Below are 17,425 nucleotides of genomic sequence, written 5' to 3' on the forward strand. Positions count from 1 at the left end.
CAGTAATTCCCTAAAATCACTGTACAACGTTTTACTAAATTGTGCAAGTCTCACTTTTTTAAATGCGAAATATCCGACAAAATCAATGAGAACCTTTTAGCTAAACGACCCTTTTTCTATTCTAATTAGAGAGATTCTGCTAGTATTGCTTTGTAAATGTCTGGAGGAAGGGTGTTATTTGTGAATAAGCAAACACGCCAAAGTTTGATTAAAGAAATCATTCAAACAACTGTAATTCATAGTCAAAATGAGTTGTTAAGAGAATTAAAAAAGCGCGAGATAAATGTCGCACAAGCAACGATTTCACGGGATTTATGGGAATTAAAAGTCGTCAAAGCATTAGATGATTCTGGCGAGATGCGGTTAACGATTTTTGAACAATTCACTTCTTTAGAAGAACGAAAAAAAGAACAGTTGATACAAGCAATTCGTGAGGTAGTGACCAAAGTTGAACGTGTCGCCTTTTTACTAGTGGTTCATACATTACCAGACAACGCAACATTGTTTTCAGCTGTACTTGATGAAGTGTCTTTGTGTGAAAAGAAATGTTCTGTCGCTGGCTTCGACACTGTTATTATTGTTTCATCATCCGAGGAAAAAGCACAAGAACTAGAGCAGTATTTTCAACAATTTATTCAGCCAACACCTTTGTCAAAAAGTAACGCATAAAAGGAAGGGAGCCAGAAGTCGTTTTGACTTCTGGTTCCCTTCCTTTTACCTCTATAAGATTATAACTTTATGAAATGCATGGAGAAATAATTTTTTTTGAATAAATGCATTTTTTTTTATTTAATTATGCATTATTTTTTTAGAATATCTATGAAAGCGCATTCTTTTAGGCTAGAAATATGCATAAGAAAGAATACCGTTGTATATTTGGTATTTTGTTTGGCAAATGGCTCACGTCCTAGGTTAATCAGGTCTGTTATTCTGTGTTTGTAATTAAGTTGAGGAGGTTATTTCACATGAGTCATCCAATTAATGTATTTTCTGAAATCGGAAAATTGAAAACAGTGATGTTACATCGTCCAGGTAAGGAATTAGAAAATTTAATGCCAGATTATCTGGAGAGACTGTTGTTTGATGATATTCCGTTTTTAGAAAAAGCACAAGCAGAACATGATGCATTTGCAGAGTTGTTACGATCAAAAGATATCGAAGTGGTCTATTTAGAGGACTTAGCTGCTGAAGCGTTGATTAATGAAGAGGTCCGCCGACAATTTATTGACCAATTCTTAGAAGAAGCCAATATTCGCAGCGAATCAGCAAAAGAAAAAGTTAGAGAGTTAATGTTAGAAATTGACGACAACGAAGAACTGATTCAAAAAGCGATTGCAGGCATTCAAAAACAAGAATTACCTAAATATGAGCAAGAATTTTTAACAGATATGGTTGAAGCGGATTATCCATTCATTATTGATCCAATGCCTAACTTATACTTCACGCGTGATAACTTTGCGACAATGGGGCACGGGATTTCTTTAAATCATATGTATTCAGTAACTCGACAACGGGAAACTATTTTTGGGCAATACATTTTTGATTATCATCCTCGTTTTGCTGGAAAAGAGGTTCCTAGAGTCTATGATCGTTCAGAATCAACCAGAATTGAAGGTGGCGATGAATTAATTCTTTCAAAAGAAGTAGTGGCCATTGGGATTTCTCAAAGAACGGATGCCGCGTCAATTGAAAAAATTGCGAGAAATATTTTTGAACAAAAATTAGGGTTCAAAAATATCTTGGCTTTTGATATCGGTGAACATCGTAAATTCATGCATTTAGATACCGTTTTTACCATGATTGACTATGATAAATTTACGATTCATCCAGAAATCGAAGGTGGTTTGGTTGTTTACTCGATCACTGAAAAAGCAGATGGAGACATCCAAATTACAAAAGAAAAAGATACATTAGATAACATTTTATGCAAATACTTGCATTTAGACAATGTTCAATTAATCCGTTGCGGCGCTGGAAATTTAACCGCAGCAGCCCGTGAACAATGGAACGACGGTTCAAATACATTAGCAATTGCCCCTGGGGAAGTTGTTGTTTACGATCGGAATACGATTACGAATAAAGCGCTAGAAGAAGCAGGCGTGAAATTGAATTACATTCCAGGAAGTGAACTAGTACGTGGCCGTGGTGGCCCTCGTTGTATGAGCATGCCACTTTACCGTGAAGATCTTTAAAAAAACACCCAAAAATAGGAGGAATCATCATGAATTCAGTATTTCAAGGACGTAGTTTATTAGCAGAAAAAGATTTTACAAGAGCAGAATTAGAGTATTTGGTAGACTTCAGTATTCACTTAAAAGAATTGAAGAAAAAAGGGATTCCACATCACTATTTAGAAGGAAAAAATATCGCTCTTTTATTTGAAAAAACTTCGACACGGACACGCTCTGCATTTACGACAGCAGCGATTGATTTAGGGGCACATCCTGAGTATTTAGGCGCCAACGATATTCAATTAGGTAAAAAAGAATCTGTTGAAGATACAGCGATTGTTTTAGGTAGTATGTTTGACGGGATTGAGTTCCGTGGGTTTAGTCAAGAAGTAGTGGAAGATTTAGCGAAATATTCTGGTGTTCCTGTTTGGAATGGTTTAACGGATCAATGGCATCCAACACAAATGATTGCGGACTTTATGACAGTGAAAGAAAACTTTGGTCGTTTAGAAGGAATCACTTTAGTATACGTCGGTGATGGCCGTAACAACATGGCAAACAGCTTGTTAGTGACAGGTGCTATTTTAGGCGTAAATGTTCGCATTTGTGCACCAAAAGAATTGTTCCCTTCTGATGAAGTCGTTAATTACGCAAAAGAATTTGCGAAAGAATCTGGTGCAGAATTAATGATTACAGACGACGTTGCTAAAGGTGTTAAAGGAGCCAACGTGTTATATACAGACGTTTGGGTGTCCATGGGTGAAGAAGATAAATTTGAAGAACGTGTCAATCTGTTGAAACCTTATCAAATTAATATGGCTATGTTAGAAAAAACCGAAAACATGGATGGCGATTTAATCGTATTACACTGTTTACCAGCCTTTCATGATACGAAAACACAATACGGAGAAATGGTTGCTGAAAAATTCGGCATTACTGAAATGGAAATCACGGATGAAGTCTTCCGCAGTAAATATGGTCGTCAATTTGAAGAAGCAGAAAACAGAATGCATTCTATTAAAGCGATCATGGCAGCTACTTTAGGCAACTTATTCATTCCTCGTGTGTAGGAAGCAACTGAAAAAACATTGAAAAAAGAATAGTCGTTTCGCCCTTTAAGAGATTCTTTTGAAGGGCGGCCTATTCTTTATTATGATAGGAAAGAAGGATTTGTAATGGGGAAAAAAATGGTCGTTGCACTAGGCGGAAATGCCATCCTTTCAAATGATGCTAGCGCACACGCACAACAGCAAGCATTAGTTCAAACATCTGCCTATTTAGTTCATTTAATTAAACAAGGGCATCGGTTGATTGTTTCACATGGCAATGGTCCACAAGTCGGAAATCTATTATTGCAACAACAAGCAGCTGATTCTGAAAAAAATCCAGCAATGCCGCTAGATACGTGTGTTGCTATGACACAAGGAAGTATCGGCTACTGGTTGTCCAATGCGCTTAATCAAGAATTAAACAAAGCAGGAATCAAGAAACAAGTGGCTACTGTTTTAACACAGGTGGTCGTAGATCCAGCAGATGAGGCATTCAAAAATCCAACAAAACCGATCGGTCCATTTTTAACAGAAGCTGAAGCCAAAGAAGCAATGCAAGCAGGTGCTATTTTTAAAGAAGATGCAGGGCGTGGCTGGCGCAAAGTCGTTCCAAGTCCTAAGCCAATTGACATCCACGAGGCTGAGACTATTAATACCTTAATAAAAAATGATATAATTACCATTTCATGTGGTGGTGGCGGCATCCCTGTCGTAGGACAAGAATTAAAAGGTGTCGAAGCAGTAATCGATAAAGATTTTGCTTCTGAAAAACTAGCAGAATTAGTGGATGCGGATGCACTAGTTATTTTAACTGGCGTGGATTATGTGTGCATTAATTATGGCAAACCAGATGAAAAACAATTAACCAATGTCACTGTAGCAGAGTTGGAAGAATACAAACAAGCGGGTCATTTTGCACCAGGTAGTATGTTACCGAAAATTGAAGCCGCTATTCAGTTTGTAGAAAGCCAGCCCAATAAACAAGCAATTATCACTTCTTTGGAAAACTTAGGAAGTATGAGCGGCGATGAAATCGTAGGAACGGTTGTGACAAAATAAAGTATAGTATTTAGGAGAATTAAGATGATGATAGAGAAAATAATCACTAAAAATAATCAAGATTTTCAATACTTTTCTGAATCAGAACTAACAGAATTGCGCAACGAGAGTTTCGTTCGCTCCTATAAAAAAGGCCAAGTCCTTTTTTATCCAGGTGATCCGAGAAATCATTTGATTTTACTGGTTTCAGGTGTCATTAAAATTGAAAAAAATGATCGCAGTGGTAATTTTTCCTATCTGCATTTTATGAAAAAGCAGGCTCTTTTTCCGAGAATCGGACTGTTTCAAGATGAGGTTCATTACGACTCCGCGATTGCCTATACGGATATTGAGGTTGTGTTTGTGCCAGTTAAACTGTTTGAGCGTTTTCTCCAAAATAATCCCCAGCAATTGATTCATTGGATTCAAGAACAATCGGTCCTTTTAAAAGAAAGCATGATCAAAATCCAAAAAGGAACAACCAATGATGCATGTGAACGGATTGTGACATCACTGGCGATGTTATTAAATGATTTAGGAGAACGAATTGACAACAGAGAACGCGTTGCAATTGCTTGTCCAATTACCATTAATGACATTGCACGGATGAGTGGAACTACGCGGGAAACAGCAAGCAGTGTTATGAAAAAATTAGTCCAAATGAACCGTATTAGCTACAGTCATAAATTCTTAACTTTTCTAGATACGCCATTCTTTATTGATCGATTGAGTAATTAATCATAGAGAAGGGAGATACAGGAAAGTAGGTTCCTGTATAAGAGGATATGGCAGAAAAAAAGAAGAAAAACAAAAAACAGCTTTCGTCTTTTAGTATTTTATTTATTATTTTAATTGTTTTAGGTATCGTAACGGTCTTGCTAAATGGGCAGCCATTTACCCCAAGAGAAATTGATGGCAAAATGGTTGACCACGTGGTAGGGGCCAAATTATCGGATATTATCATGGCTCCATTCAATGGGTTTAAAGATGCCATTGAAATTAATATTTTTATTTTAGTACTTGGTGGCTTTTTAAATATTGTGACACAAACTGGGGCTCTTGAAGCGGGGATTCAATCAGTCGTTAAAAAGTTAAAAGGGAACGAATTGAAAATCATTCCGATTTTAATGATTTTATTTTCTATTGGTGGGTCGACTTATGGGATGGCAGAAGAAACAATTCCTTTTTATGGTTTATTGAGTGCTACCATGGTCGCCGCTGGGTTTGATACGTTTGTCGCAGTGGGTACTGTGCTATTGGGTGCAGGATCAGGTGTTATCGGTTCAACGGTTAACCCTTTCTCCACAGGGGTAGCGATGGATGCGTTGCGAGGTATTGGCATTCAGCCGAATACAGGAATTATTTTAATTGTCGGTGCTATTTTGTGGGCGGCCTCTACCAGCTATTCTATTTTCATTGTGATGCGTTATGCGAAAAAAGTGAAGGCTGACAAAGGTTCAACAATTTTATCTTTACAAGAACAAGAGGATATGGAAAAAACGTATGGACAAGCAGCGTCGAAAGAAATGCCATTTACGAATCGTCATAAAAAAATCTTAATGGTATTCGCTTTCTGTTTTGTCATTATGATTGTTTCCTTAATTCCATGGAACGACTTTGGAGTGACGATTTTCAAAGGCTGGACGTCTGTTTTAACAGGCAACAGTTTCGGTGACTGGTACTTTGGCGACTTAGCGATGTGGTTCTTCCTTTTAGGGATTATTGCTGCCTTGATTGGTCGCTTTACTGAAAAAGAAACCATTGAAGCATTTATCGACGGTGCCAAAGATATGTTATCCGTTGTTTTAATTATCGTAGTTGCTCGCGGGGCATCTGTTTTGATGTCTAAAACGTATTTAGATTCATTTATCCTTGATAAAGCGGCAGGCTTATTACAAGGACTCTCCCCAGTCTTATTTGTCATCGGTGCCTTTGTTTTATACTTAGGTTTATCTTTCCTAATTCCTTCAACTTCTGGTTTAGCATATGTTTCTATTCCTGTAATGGGTGCGTTAGCTAAAAACATTGGTTTAAGTCCAGAAGTGATGGTTATGATTTTTGCTTCAGGTTGTGGCTTGATTAATTTGATCACGCCAACATCTGGTGTTGTAATGGGTGGTTTGGAAATTTCCAAAGTTCAATATGCCACTTGGACAAAATTCATGGCCAAACCAATGATTGTCTTAGGCTTAATTAACCTAATTATCTTAATTGGCGCGATGTTACTCTTTAGCTAATCAAAAATTTTTTATGTTAGGGCTTCGGCTTTCGGAAAAAAGAAGAAGCAATGAAACAACAGCGACTACCTAAAAGTAGTCGCTGTTGTTTCATTTTGATAGTTGTTGAATTAACAATCTTGCGACAGCGCGGACAGAAAAAGGATTTTGCCCAGTGATTATACGGCCATCTTGATAGGCAAATTCTTTATAGGGACGCTTTTTCGCAAAAGTAGCACCATGTTCTTTGGCAATTGTTTCGTTTAAGAAAGGAACAACTGCTTTTTTCATGGCTAAAATTTCTTCTGCAGTAGTGAAGCCAGTAATGGTTTTATCTGCAATCAAATAATTTCCTGACGCATCTTTGACATTTAAAAGGCCAGCAATTCCGTGACAAACAGAAGTTAGGTATTTGCCCTGTTCGTAAAGGCTACGAGTGATTGCTTGCAACTGAGGATTATCAGGAAAGTCCCACATAACGCCATGGCCTCCTGTAAAGTAAATTGCTGCGTATTCATCTGGCTCAATTTCTTCAAGAGAGAGGGAATGTGCTAGCGCTCGTTCTTGAAAATCAGCACTTTCATAAACTGCCATAATGGATGAATCTACATATTTCATACTCCGGGGATCCAAAGGGACATAGCCTCCTTGGGGACTAACATAGTCAACTGAAAATCCTGCTTTGATTACTTCTTCCACGAACTCCGTGGCTTCACCTAGCCAGAGGCCCGTTGGTTCTTCGGTGCCGTGATAACGGGAGACGTTTGTGAGGACCACGAGAATTTTTTTCATGCTTGCTTCCTCCCTGGCATAATCGACGTAATGTGGGTCAATAGTTGTTGGAGTTGCTCAATTTTGGTGGTATCGTGAGAAAGAGAGTAATAATTTTTAGTTCCTTCACTGCGACAATCAATTAATTTGGCTTGTTTCAAAATTTTTAAGTGGTGAGAAACAGCGGGGCGTGAGAGCTGTGTCGCCTCTGTTAACTCAGTGACACGACGGCCAACACAGGCTTGGTCTTCTAACAGTGCAATAATAATTGCTTGGCGTTTTTCATCACCCAATGCGATTAAAAAATCACTAAGCGCAGTAAATTCTGTTTGAATTTCTTCTAATTCTTTCATATTCTTTCGCCTCTTTGGTTCGTATTTTTAAACGATTAAACCATTTTTCGTGTTTTTTGTCAATAAAATACGCTGAGGGCTGAAACTTGACGTGGATCCCATTCTTCGTTAAGATACTAATTGATTAAAGGTTTAAACTTTTAAACCGATAGAAGGGATAGAAAGAGAGGAAAGATTCAATGATGAAAGCCGCTTTAATTCATAAATACGGACAAAAAGAATTAGCAATCGAGGAGGTGCCCTTACCCACCATTCATGACAATGATGTTTTGGTCAAAATTATCGCTGCCAGTATCAACCCGATTGATTTAAAAACAAAAGATGGCAAAGTAAAGATGCTTTTAAATTATCAAATGCCACTGATTTTAGGCAGTGATTTTGCTGGGATTGTTGTCTCTGTTGGAAAAAATGTTCAAAATTTTAGGCTGGGCGATGCAGTTTACGGACGAGTACCCAAAAATCGCGTGGGAACTTTTGCTGAATATATTGCTGTGGATCAAGCGGCTGTAGCTATGAAGCCTAAAAATTTAACGTTTGAAGAAGCTGCGGCCATTCCGTTAGTCGGTTTGACAAGTTATCAAGCGCTACATGATATTATGAATGTACAGCCAGGCCAGAAAGTCCTGATTCAAGCAGGTTCAGGAGGGATTGGAACCATTGCGATTCAATTAGCAAAACTAGCGGGCGCTTACGTTGCCACCACAACGAGTAGTAAAAATAAAGAATGGGTTCAAGCGTTGGGAGCAGATGAAGTGATTGACTATCGGACACAAAATTTTGAAGAAGTTTTATCCGACTACGATTATGTGTTTGATACAATGGGGGGGACAATCTTAGAAAAAGCTTTCTCAGTGGTTAAACCTCAGGGAAAAGTCGTTACATTGTCAGGCATTCCCAACGAACGTTTTGCTAAAGAGTATGGCTTGCCGCTTTGGAAACAATGGGCCTTTAAAATAGCTACCCGCAAGATTCATCGATTGGAGCAAGCCACAGATGTTAGTTATCATTTTTTGTTTATGCGTCCAGATGGCGAGCAATTAGCTTTACTCACTGAGTTCATTGAACAGGGGAAATTACAGCCGATTATTGACCGAGTCGTTCCTTTTAGACAAATTCAAGAAGCGGTGGATTATTCACTGACAGGACGAGCACAAGGGAAAATTGTTGTGAAAATCGCCGATGTTGATTACGACTAAGTAAAGGAGACTTGCAAGAAAAATAGGCCTGTTTTTCTTGCAAGTCTCAAAATTTACCATTTAAACGCCGTCTAACAAAAGTGATTTTAGGCGGGAAAAGATTTTTATAGAAAATCCTCATTTTTCCAGTTTCTATTTTGCAAATTCGTTATTTTTTGTTATTCTATTGATGGTTGTGTATGCGCTTTCTTTTTAGGCGGATACACAAAAATGAACGGAGTGCAGAAAGGAATGGTGTTCAAAGTGGGGAACAATTTATCGACAAGAAAAGGAGAAAACAGAGAAACAATTGTCAGTTGGCTGGGTCTTTCGTTATTGGTTGGCTTGGCGTTTATCTTATTTAGTCTGTTTCATCAACCAATGATCAGCCAAGCCAATGAGCCGACCCAAGAGAAACATTTTATGGTTTATTATCGGGCTTGGCGTGACAAAACGATGCAAGGAGTTAATACAACATTGCCAGATGAAAATTGGCTAACGATGCACGATATTCCTTATGGTATTGACATTGTGAATGTCTTTAGTTATGTGCCAAAAGGACAAGAAGCACTTGCACAGCTATTTTATGATACGTTAAAAAATGAGTATGCGCCAGCATTACATGCACGAGGTGTTCGTTTAGTTCGTGGGATTGATTATAGCGAGCTATTAAAAGTTCCTTATGCAGGAACAACGCCTACAGAAGCAGAATTTGATGCTTATGCGAAAGAGCTGTTAACCAAATTTGTCGATGATTTAGGAATTGATGGGTTAGATATTGACATGGAAACTCGTCCAAGTGAAAAAGATATTGTTCTATCTAATGGTGTCATTCGTGCATTATCAAAATACATTGGACCGAAGTCGGGAACGGATCGTCCATTTTTGTATGATACCAATGCAGAATATTTACCACCTTTACAAGATGTCAGTGACTGTTTCGATTTTCTCGCTTATCAACAGTATGGCAGCGATGACCAACGCACGCAACGAGCATTAAATAATTTAAGTCCGGTTCTCAATGGGGAACGATTTGTTCCAGGATTAACTTTCCCAGAAGAGCAAGATCGCAACCGCTGGTATGACACAAAAGAGCCGTATATGGAAAGTAACATGTATAAAGTAGCTCGTTATTCTTATGAAAATAATTTAGGGGGCATGTTCCTCTATGCCTTAGATCGCGATGGTCGCACCTATAATGAAGACGATTTAAATCAGATAAAACCTTCTAATTTACTTTGGACAAAAACGGCCATTGCAGAGAGTAAAGGCGTTTCTCTTGGAGAGATGAAAGCGGCTGCGCAACACTATTTAAAACGAATTAGCTACGCCAACACAGACCTTGAAGCACAAAATAAAGCCGCAGAAGCAGTGACACAAGCAACGACGCTTTATGATGTGAATAAAGCTATTTTAGGTGGCGATTATGGCCAAGGGCTTTCAAATACCTATGATGCTGAATTAGAAAAAGGCCTGTTAGCCATTGACTTAACCACTTTATATCGTGCGTTGGATCAAGCAGTTGCAGCCATTGAAAAGGCAGAAAGCTATACACCAGAAACGATTCAAGCACTACAAACAACAAAAGAGACAGTCGCAACAGAACTTGCGGGAAAAACGTATACAGCCGCGCAAGTGACTACTTGGCAAACGGAGGTCCAAACAGCTTTGGATAATTTAAAAGAGAAACAAACACAACCTTTAAAAAGTGTCTTTTCCATTGATGCGGGAAGAAAATATTTTTCCGTGGAACAACTGGAAGAATTAGTGGCCAAAGCCAGTCAAAATGGGTACACAGATGTCCAATTAATTTTAGGAAATGATGGCTTACGGTTTATCTTGGATGATATGTCGGTCAATGTGAATGGTAAAAAATACAACCACAACCGGGTTTCAAAAGCAATCCAACGAGGCAACAACGCGTATTACAATGACCCTAATGGCAACGCGTTAACACAAAAAGAAATGGATCGGTTGTTGGCTTTTGCGAAAGCGCGCAACATCAACATCATTCCCGTGATTAACAGTCCAGGACATATGGATGCCTTGTTAGTGGCTATGGAAAAACTAGCGATTAAAAATCCCGCTTTTGATGGCTCAAAACGAACAGTAGATTTAGGGAACCAAAAGGCAGTGAATTTCACAAAGGCAATTATCAGTAAGTACGTGGCTTATTTTTCCGCGCATAGTGAAATTTTCAATTTTGGTGGCGATGAGTATGCAAATGATGTCGATACAGGCGGTTGGGCAAAACTGCAATCTTCTGGGCGCTACAAGGATTTTGTCGCTTATGCGAATGATTTAGCTAAAATAATTAAAGATGCGGGCATGCAGCCAATGAGCTTCAATGATGGCATTTATTACAACAGTGACGATTCTTTCGGTACATTTGACCCAGAGATTATTATTTCTTATTGGACAGCCGGTTGGAGCGGATATGACGTAGCCAAACCTGAGTACTTTGTTCAAAAAGGACACAAAATTTTTAATACCAATGATGCGTGGTATTGGGTAGCTGGCAATGTTGATTCTGGCATTTATCAATATGATGATGCTTTAGCAAATATGTCGAAAAAAGCATTTACAGATGTGCCAGCAGGTAGCCCGAATCTTCCAATTATTGGAAGTATTCAATGTGTTTGGTATGATGACCCTCGTCGTGACTATGATTTTGAACGAATTTATACGCTAATGGATACGTTCTCGGAAAATTATCGTGAGTATATGGTGGTTAAATAAAACTAGTTATAGCTAACGAGTTATCTATAAAGACTGGCACGAATCAAGCTTGATTCGTGCCAGTCTTCTTTAACTGAAGAAGATTTGTTTGAGTGCCAACAATTAATTTAGGATTGCCTTATTGAAATGTTCCTGTTCTTATTGTAGACTGAAAGAAGTGGTGGTGGAAAGCTATCACCATTAATAGAAAAGCAGGAAAATAAAAAGGAGCTTGTTGGAAGTTTAATGCTTGGAAATGTAAGCGGAATCATTTTTGTTGGAATGCTAAAAAAGGGAGTAGATTTATGAGTAATGAAAATATCGTCTTAGCAAGAAATACAGAGCGTGCACCAAAGCATCCTCTCGCAGCCCAAACAGTCGCATTTTCCCACTACAATCATTTGTCGGCACAATTACCTATTGAGCCAACCTCTGGACAATTGGTAGAAGGTGGCATTCGGGCCCAAGCGACACAATGTTTGAAAAATATCCAAGCGGTTGTTGAAAATATCAACCATGTGATGAGTGACATTGTCAGAATGACCATTTTTGTCAAAGATATGCGGGATGCTGCCGCAGTTGAGGAGGTCTATGCGGCCTTTTTTACCCATTATTATCCAGCTAAAACAGTGGTCGCCGTCGCAGATTTGCCGTTAGGCGCTTCTGTTCAAATGGAGGCACTTGTTTCAAATGGGGAAGGAACTATCCCTAATGCACCTCAAGCTGGGGATTTAATTAAATTAACAAATCAGACTGTTCAGGCACCAATTGATGCTCTAGCCAGTCAAACGGTCGCGTTTTCTCACTATAACAATCTGTCTGCACAATTGCCTATAGATCCTCAAACGGGCAGAGTTGTGGCTGGCTGTGTTAAAACGCAAACAAAACAATGTTTGAAAAACATAAAAGCCATTTTAACCAGTATTGATGTGCCTTTTGATGATATTGTGAAGGTCAATATTTATTTAAAAGATTTATCTAAGTTGGAAGCTGTCAATCAAGTATATGCCGCTTTTTTCCCAGATTCAGGAATTGCGCGCACGGTCAATTATATGCCAGCACGAACAGTGATTACTGTTGCTGATTTACCAGTGGGCGCGGCGGTGCAAGTAGAAGCGGTGGTTTCTCATGGGGATGGTACGCCACCACAAGCGATTGAAGATCGACATGGATTAATTATTGAAGCAAATAATACAGATCACGCACCGAAGTGTCCATTTTCGACACAAACTGTTGCTTTTTCTCATTACAACCATCTATCAGCTCAGCTACCATTGGACCCTAAAACAAATGCGTTAGTCGCTGGCGGAATCAAGGAACAAACGACGCAATGTTTAGAAAACATCAAAGCGATTATTGAAAGTGTGGATCACAGCTTAGCTGATCTGGTGAAAGTGAACATTTTTGTGAAAGAGATTGAAGAGCTGGCGGCAGTAGATGACGTCTACCAAACGTACTTCCCTGAAGGCACGCCTGCCAGAAGAGTGATTGGTGTGACGGATTTACCAAAAGGTGCCCAGATTCAAATCGAAGCGATTGCTGGGAACGCAGAAGGTACGCCACCAATTGGTTAAACAGTAGAAGAAACAAACGTCAGCTGGCTTCTGAAGCCAGCTGACGTTTTTAGTATTTAGATAAATCAGTAAAGTAAGCTAGTTGCCATTTTTGTGTTTTTTTGGCGGTTTGATTAAGGTTTTGGCACCAAGAAGGATAAAAACGGGCTGCCATTTTGCCTTTTTGTTGGTGCGTTTTGAGAATTTTTTGTTGGATTAAACATTCTTTCGGCAGAAGAAAGAGACCTTGCTTTTCTTGATCAGAAATGACAATTGCTAACATTTCAGGGGCTTCCGTTGCATCAAAGGCTTCGTTCTGATTTTGTTGATTTTTTTCCCAGAAGGCTACAAAATAGCCTTCTTTTTTCGGCGTTTTTTTGGCTAAGCGACTGCGGATAAGTTGTTGCGATTCATTAACTTGGCATAAAAAGCCTTCATATTCGGCATTTTGTTGTTCTTCGGAAAGCAGGGTGATCGCGCCCACTGCTTTTTCAAGTATTGGCAATGAATTCATAGGGAATGTCCTTTCTTTTCGTTTAATGTCGGTAAGAGTTCTTGGATAATGGTTAATCCTTTCGCCAATACCTCAAGCTGATTGGAGGCCAAGGAAATTCGTAAAAAAGCATCTGGCTGATTTTGCACAGTAAAGCGGCTCGAGTGAAAAAGACGTACCCCATTTTGGAGAAATTCTTGTTCAATTTGCGGCGCCGTTTTTTCGGTAGAAAGGGGAATAGTTCGGTAGTACGGCAAAGGATTGCTAGGTCTAGCTAACCCAAAAATGGCATCAAATAAGTCATTGGCTTGTTTTGTTAAAGCCAATTTTTCTATCACTAATTCTTCTGCAACTGGTGAGCGTAAGACTTGGGTGACAATTTCAGCATCAAAGCCAGAAGTTTTAACGTTAATGTTAAAAATCGCACGCTCTATTTCTTGGCGAAGAAGCGGAGGGAAAACAAGGTACGCAATGCGTAAGCCTGTACAGACAAACTTTGTCATCCCCGCTAAGTAAATCGTTTGTTGAGGTAAGAGTTCTTGAAACGTTGGTAAAACTGCTTGCTGTGCATAAGTTGTTAAAAAAGAATGAATGTCATCTTCAATTACCCATAAGTGTTCTTGCTGAATGATTTCAGCTAAAGTCATTCGGCGGGCGCTAGACATTTGGAAACCAATCGGGTTATTACATGCGGGCATTAAGAAAATACCGTGTATTTTTTTCTTTTTGCATTCTTGCAGTAAATGCTCTGGGTCCATCCCCTCGGAATCATAGCCAATCGGGACGATTTCTAAATGATAAAGCTGGGCGAGTTCAATAAAATTTGAATACGTGTATCGATCTACGGCAATCCGCTGACCTGGAGAAAAAGCGGCGGCTAACGTCACGGCCAGCCCATTCTGGACACCAGATACAATGGCAACTTCTTCGGCATTGGTCCGAACGCCTTGTGTCTGAAGCCATTCGGCAGCGGTTGCTCGTTGAAAGTGCGTACCTAAAGGATCGCGATAATTTAGCAAACTGTTAAGGGCCGCATTTTTACTAACTGATTCAATAAAAGGTAAAATCCGCTGATTACACATATCAAAGGAACTAACCAGCCCTAAATCAATTAGATGGTCCGCTACTTGGTTGGTAGAGATTGTAATTGAGTAAAACGCGTTGGGAGAAACGAAAGTGCCGCTACCGATGTTGGTATAAAGTAAGCCTTTTTCCATAGCGTGTTTATAGGCTTGACCAATCGTCGTGAAATTCAGATCCAAGTAATCAGCTAATTCTCTTTGCGAAGGCAATTTCACATTTTTTTGAAGTGCACCAGATAAGATATCCGCTTCTAATTGTTGAACCAATGATTGGTAATAAGGTCTTGTTAAACGTTCTTTAACAGGGCGCCATGACAACGCATAGTTCTCATAGGAATTAATCGGCATGAGGGGAACTTCCTTTCTATAAAATTGTATTCCATACAATTATAGCATTGAGTGTATTGTTTGTCTGGTTTATGATAGCGCAAAGGGAGGAATTCAGATGGACATTATTTCTTATGAGAGGGTTATTCAACAATTGTCGTTTTCCGAAGCAATTCAAGTGATGAAACGTTGCTTTGCAGAGTTGCAAAAAGGAAAAATTTCGCAAAGTGAGCGCCATGTAGAGGTTTTACCAGATGGGGAAAATCAGAATCTTTTTGCATTAATGCCTGCTTACTTAGGAAAAAATCGCTTTTTTGGGGCAAAAATCATTACAGCTTTTCCAGAAAATCCACAAAAAAATTTGGCCTCGCATCTTGGTCAAATTTTATTGTTTGATAGTTCTACTGGAAGACCAGTCGCGATGATGGACGCCAATGCGATTACGTGGCTTCGCACGGCAGCTGTTTCTGCTTTGGCAACCGATTATTTAGCAGCTCCAGAGGTAAAAAGTATCGCTTTGATTGGTGCGGGTCAACAAGCTTCATCTCATCTCGCAGCGCTACAAAGCGTTCGGGCGATTGAAAAGGTTTTTATATATGACCGCACAGCAGAACGCGGACGAAAATTAATCGCTAAGCAACAGCACAATTACCCCGCATGTACCTTTATTGGTTGTTCTTCTGTCCAAGAAGCCGTCCAGGAAGCGGAAATTATCTGTACACTAACTTCCAGTCAGGACGCATTTTTAGAAGAAAAAGACGTTTTGACGAATGCCCATATCAATGCAATTGGTACATTCACGCCGACTTCCAGAGAATTAACAAGCGACCTTGTTAAAAACAGTCAAGTGTTTGTAGATGAGTATGCGGCTGCATTAAAAGAAAGCGGGGATCTTTTAATTCCGATTTCAGAAGGTGCCTTTTCAGCTGAAAAAATTGTAGGTTCTCTCGGCGAATTAGTGACTGGCAAAGTTAAACTAAAGGCGGAGCAGAAAGACCGCACGATTTTTGATGCGGTTGGCTTAGCAGTTGAGGATTTGTGTTGCGCGGAATACATTTATCAAAAAATACAAGGAGAGAATTAAAATGAGTTATCCCTATTATATTGTCGATGCTTTCGCGGAGGAAGTTTTTAAAGGCAATCCCGCCGCTGTTTATGTTTTGGAAAAATGGTTGCCAGAAGCGGTGATGCAAAACATTGCGATTGAAAATAATTTGTCAGAGACTGCTTTTACAGTCAAAGAGGGAAAAAGTTACGCCCTGCGCTGGTTTACGCCGGAACGAGAAATCGATCTCTGCGGGCATGCTACATTAGCGACGGCTTTTGTGTTATTTAACTATTATTCCGTTGCGGAAGAAACGCTTCATTTTACTAGTCAAAGTGGACCGCTCGCAGTGACCAAAAAAGAGGAATACTATTATCTAGATTTTCCTTACATCCTACCGGAAAGGATTCCAATTTTGCCAGAGTATGAAGTCGCTTTAGGCGCGAAAATTTATGAAGCTTATTTAGGCCGCGATTTATTTTTTGTCTTAAAAGACGAAGAGACAGTGGCAAAAATCACACCAGATTTTTCTGCATTAAAAGCATTGGATTTAGGAGTAGGAGTCATTGTAACGGCACCTGGAGACTCGGTGGATTTTGTTTCACGGACTTTTTTCCCGAAACTAAGAATTAACGAAGATCCAGTTTGTGGTTCTGCGCACGCCAATTTAATTCCTTATTGGGGAAAACGGCTCAATCAAACGACCCTTTCCGCCTATCAAGTGTCCCCAAGAGGCGGCTTTTTAACTTGTGAAGTGAAAGAAAATCGAGTCATTATTGGTGGTACTGCTAAACTATTTGCAAAAGGGGAAGCTTACTTGCCTGTATAAAAGTACACCGACCGCTAGCAATTCGTCGTTAGCGGTGGGTGTACTTTTTAAATAGAATAGTTGCGAGAAACAAAGGGGACTTCTTCACCATTTTCGAGCTGATTTAGGTACAAAGCTAACATGAAAAAGTAACCTGAGAGTAAGTTGACTACATCATACAGCTGCGAATCAATTTTTTTACCACCATAGTCCATGCGATAAAGTAAACGAACAATATCTTTGGCTTTGGCTCTTAAAATGTGTGCATAAGAGGAACAGATTGTGCCCATCGGTAAAACAAAAGGACGATTTTCTTCGTATGTCAGTTCATTCATAGCATTGACACGTTCCAAAAGCCAGGCTATTTCGTCCTCTGTGACTGTTAATTTTGTTCGGGTCGTTGGATTGACATGGTAGATTAACTCGCAAATTTTAGCTAGTTCTTCTGTTAGTGCAGGCTGTTCAGGGACGTCTAATTGTTGCACATATCCTCGTAGAAGACCTGTCATCGAGGCCAATTCATCAGTCATTAATTCAAAATCACATCGTAAATCTTCTGGTTTAGAAGATAGATACGGGTACGCTTCATACGGACTGCGGTACATTTTTTCCATTCAATTTCCCTA

16 protein-coding genes are annotated in these 17,425 nt (G+C 39.4%); 11 read left to right on the forward strand and 5 right to left on the reverse strand.

The window, feature by feature from the left end:
* The first annotated feature begins 156 nt into the window (after positions 1-156).
* From IGL23_RS00745 to IGL23_RS00770, 6 genes are all read left to right on the forward strand, one after another.
* A complete protein-coding gene (locus IGL23_RS00745; RefSeq protein WP_002397689.1) occupies positions 157-669 on the forward strand; it encodes an arginine repressor in 513 nt (170 codons plus the stop codon).
* A 296-nt stretch (positions 670-965) separates the two neighbouring features.
* Positions 966-2,192, forward strand: coding sequence for an arginine deiminase (gene arcA, locus IGL23_RS00750; protein ID WP_002356129.1), 1,227 nt, complete (start codon positions 966-968; stop codon positions 2,190-2,192).
* A 26-nt stretch (positions 2,193-2,218) separates the two neighbouring features.
* Positions 2,219-3,241 carry an ornithine carbamoyltransferase gene (gene argF, locus IGL23_RS00755; RefSeq protein ID WP_160747730.1) on the forward strand — a complete coding sequence of 341 codons (1,023 nt, stop codon included), beginning with the start codon at positions 2,219-2,221 and terminating at the stop codon, positions 3,239-3,241.
* Positions 3,242-3,346: 105 nt separating this feature from the next.
* Complete coding sequence (gene arcC / locus IGL23_RS00760) at positions 3,347-4,279, forward strand: carbamate kinase (protein WP_002356132.1); 933 nt, start codon at positions 3,347-3,349, stop codon at positions 4,277-4,279.
* Between the two features lie 24 nt (positions 4,280-4,303).
* On the forward strand, positions 4,304-4,996 hold the full coding sequence (locus IGL23_RS00765; RefSeq protein WP_002363490.1) for a Crp/Fnr family transcriptional regulator: 693 nt from the start codon (positions 4,304-4,306) through the stop codon (positions 4,994-4,996).
* A gap of 47 nt (positions 4,997-5,043) precedes the next feature.
* Positions 5,044-6,495, forward strand: a complete 1,452-nt coding sequence (locus IGL23_RS00770) for a YfcC family protein (protein WP_002356134.1) — start codon at positions 5,044-5,046, stop codon at positions 6,493-6,495.
* A gap of 90 nt (positions 6,496-6,585) precedes the next feature.
* On the opposite strand, the gene IGL23_RS00775 is transcribed toward IGL23_RS00770, so the two are convergent.
* Positions 6,586-7,266: a type 1 glutamine amidotransferase domain-containing protein gene (locus tag IGL23_RS00775; protein ID WP_033595318.1), complete on the reverse strand. Its 681-nt coding sequence runs from the start codon at positions 7,264-7,266 to the stop codon at positions 6,586-6,588.
* The gene (locus IGL23_RS00780) at positions 7,263-7,598 is read right to left on the reverse strand and encodes an ArsR/SmtB family transcription factor (protein WP_002356136.1); all 336 of its coding nucleotides are present in this window, start codon (positions 7,596-7,598) and stop codon (positions 7,263-7,265) included. Before IGL23_RS00780 ends, IGL23_RS00775 begins: the two co-directional genes overlap by 4 nt.
* 179 nt (positions 7,599-7,777) lie before the next feature.
* On the opposite strand from IGL23_RS00780, the gene IGL23_RS00785 reads away from it, so the two are divergent.
* The 3 genes from IGL23_RS00785 (at position 7,778) to IGL23_RS00795 (ending at position 13,065) form a co-directional block, all read left to right on the forward strand.
* Positions 7,778-8,794: an NADP-dependent oxidoreductase gene (locus tag IGL23_RS00785; protein WP_033595316.1), complete on the forward strand. Its 1,017-nt coding sequence runs from the start codon at positions 7,778-7,780 to the stop codon at positions 8,792-8,794.
* A gap of 210 nt (positions 8,795-9,004) precedes the next feature.
* A complete protein-coding gene (locus IGL23_RS00790) occupies positions 9,005-11,512 on the forward strand; it encodes an EndoS/ChiA family endoglycosidase (RefSeq protein ID WP_033595315.1) in 2,508 nt (835 codons plus the stop codon).
* A 284-nt stretch (positions 11,513-11,796) separates the two neighbouring features.
* On the forward strand, positions 11,797-13,065 hold the full coding sequence (locus tag IGL23_RS00795; RefSeq protein WP_033595313.1) for a RidA family protein: 1,269 nt from the start codon (positions 11,797-11,799) through the stop codon (positions 13,063-13,065).
* A 49-nt stretch (positions 13,066-13,114) separates the two neighbouring features.
* On the opposite strand, the gene IGL23_RS00800 is transcribed toward IGL23_RS00795, so the two are convergent.
* Positions 13,115-13,558, reverse strand: a complete 444-nt coding sequence (locus IGL23_RS00800) for a MepB family protein (protein WP_010816961.1) — start codon at positions 13,556-13,558, stop codon at positions 13,115-13,117.
* The gene (locus IGL23_RS00805) at positions 13,555-14,967 is read right to left on the reverse strand and encodes a PLP-dependent aminotransferase family protein (RefSeq protein WP_033595311.1); all 1,413 of its coding nucleotides are present in this window, start codon (positions 14,965-14,967) and stop codon (positions 13,555-13,557) included. Before IGL23_RS00805 ends, IGL23_RS00800 begins: the two co-directional genes overlap by 4 nt.
* A 97-nt stretch (positions 14,968-15,064) precedes the next feature.
* On the opposite strand from IGL23_RS00805, the gene IGL23_RS00810 reads away from it, so the two are divergent.
* Together IGL23_RS00810 and IGL23_RS00815 are read left to right on the forward strand one after the other, a co-directional pair.
* Positions 15,065-16,030, forward strand: coding sequence for an ornithine cyclodeaminase family protein (locus IGL23_RS00810; RefSeq protein WP_033595310.1), 966 nt, complete (start codon positions 15,065-15,067; stop codon positions 16,028-16,030).
* A gap of 1 nt (position 16,031) precedes the next feature.
* On the forward strand, positions 16,032-16,820 hold the full coding sequence (locus IGL23_RS00815) for a PhzF family phenazine biosynthesis protein (protein ID WP_033595308.1): 789 nt from the start codon (positions 16,032-16,034) through the stop codon (positions 16,818-16,820).
* Positions 16,821-16,867: 47 nt separating this feature from the next.
* Here IGL23_RS00815 and IGL23_RS00820 read toward each other — a convergent pair whose 3' ends face one another.
* Positions 16,868-17,413 carry an ATP:cob(I)alamin adenosyltransferase gene (locus IGL23_RS00820; RefSeq protein WP_033595306.1) on the reverse strand — a complete coding sequence of 182 codons (546 nt, stop codon included), beginning with the start codon at positions 17,411-17,413 and terminating at the stop codon, positions 16,868-16,870.
* Positions 17,414-17,425 lie beyond the last annotated feature (12 nt).

The sequence above is a fragment of the Enterococcus sp. MSG3299 genome, from assembly GCF_050555765.1.
Lineage (GTDB): Bacteria > Bacillota > Bacilli > Lactobacillales > Enterococcaceae > Enterococcus > Enterococcus faecalis.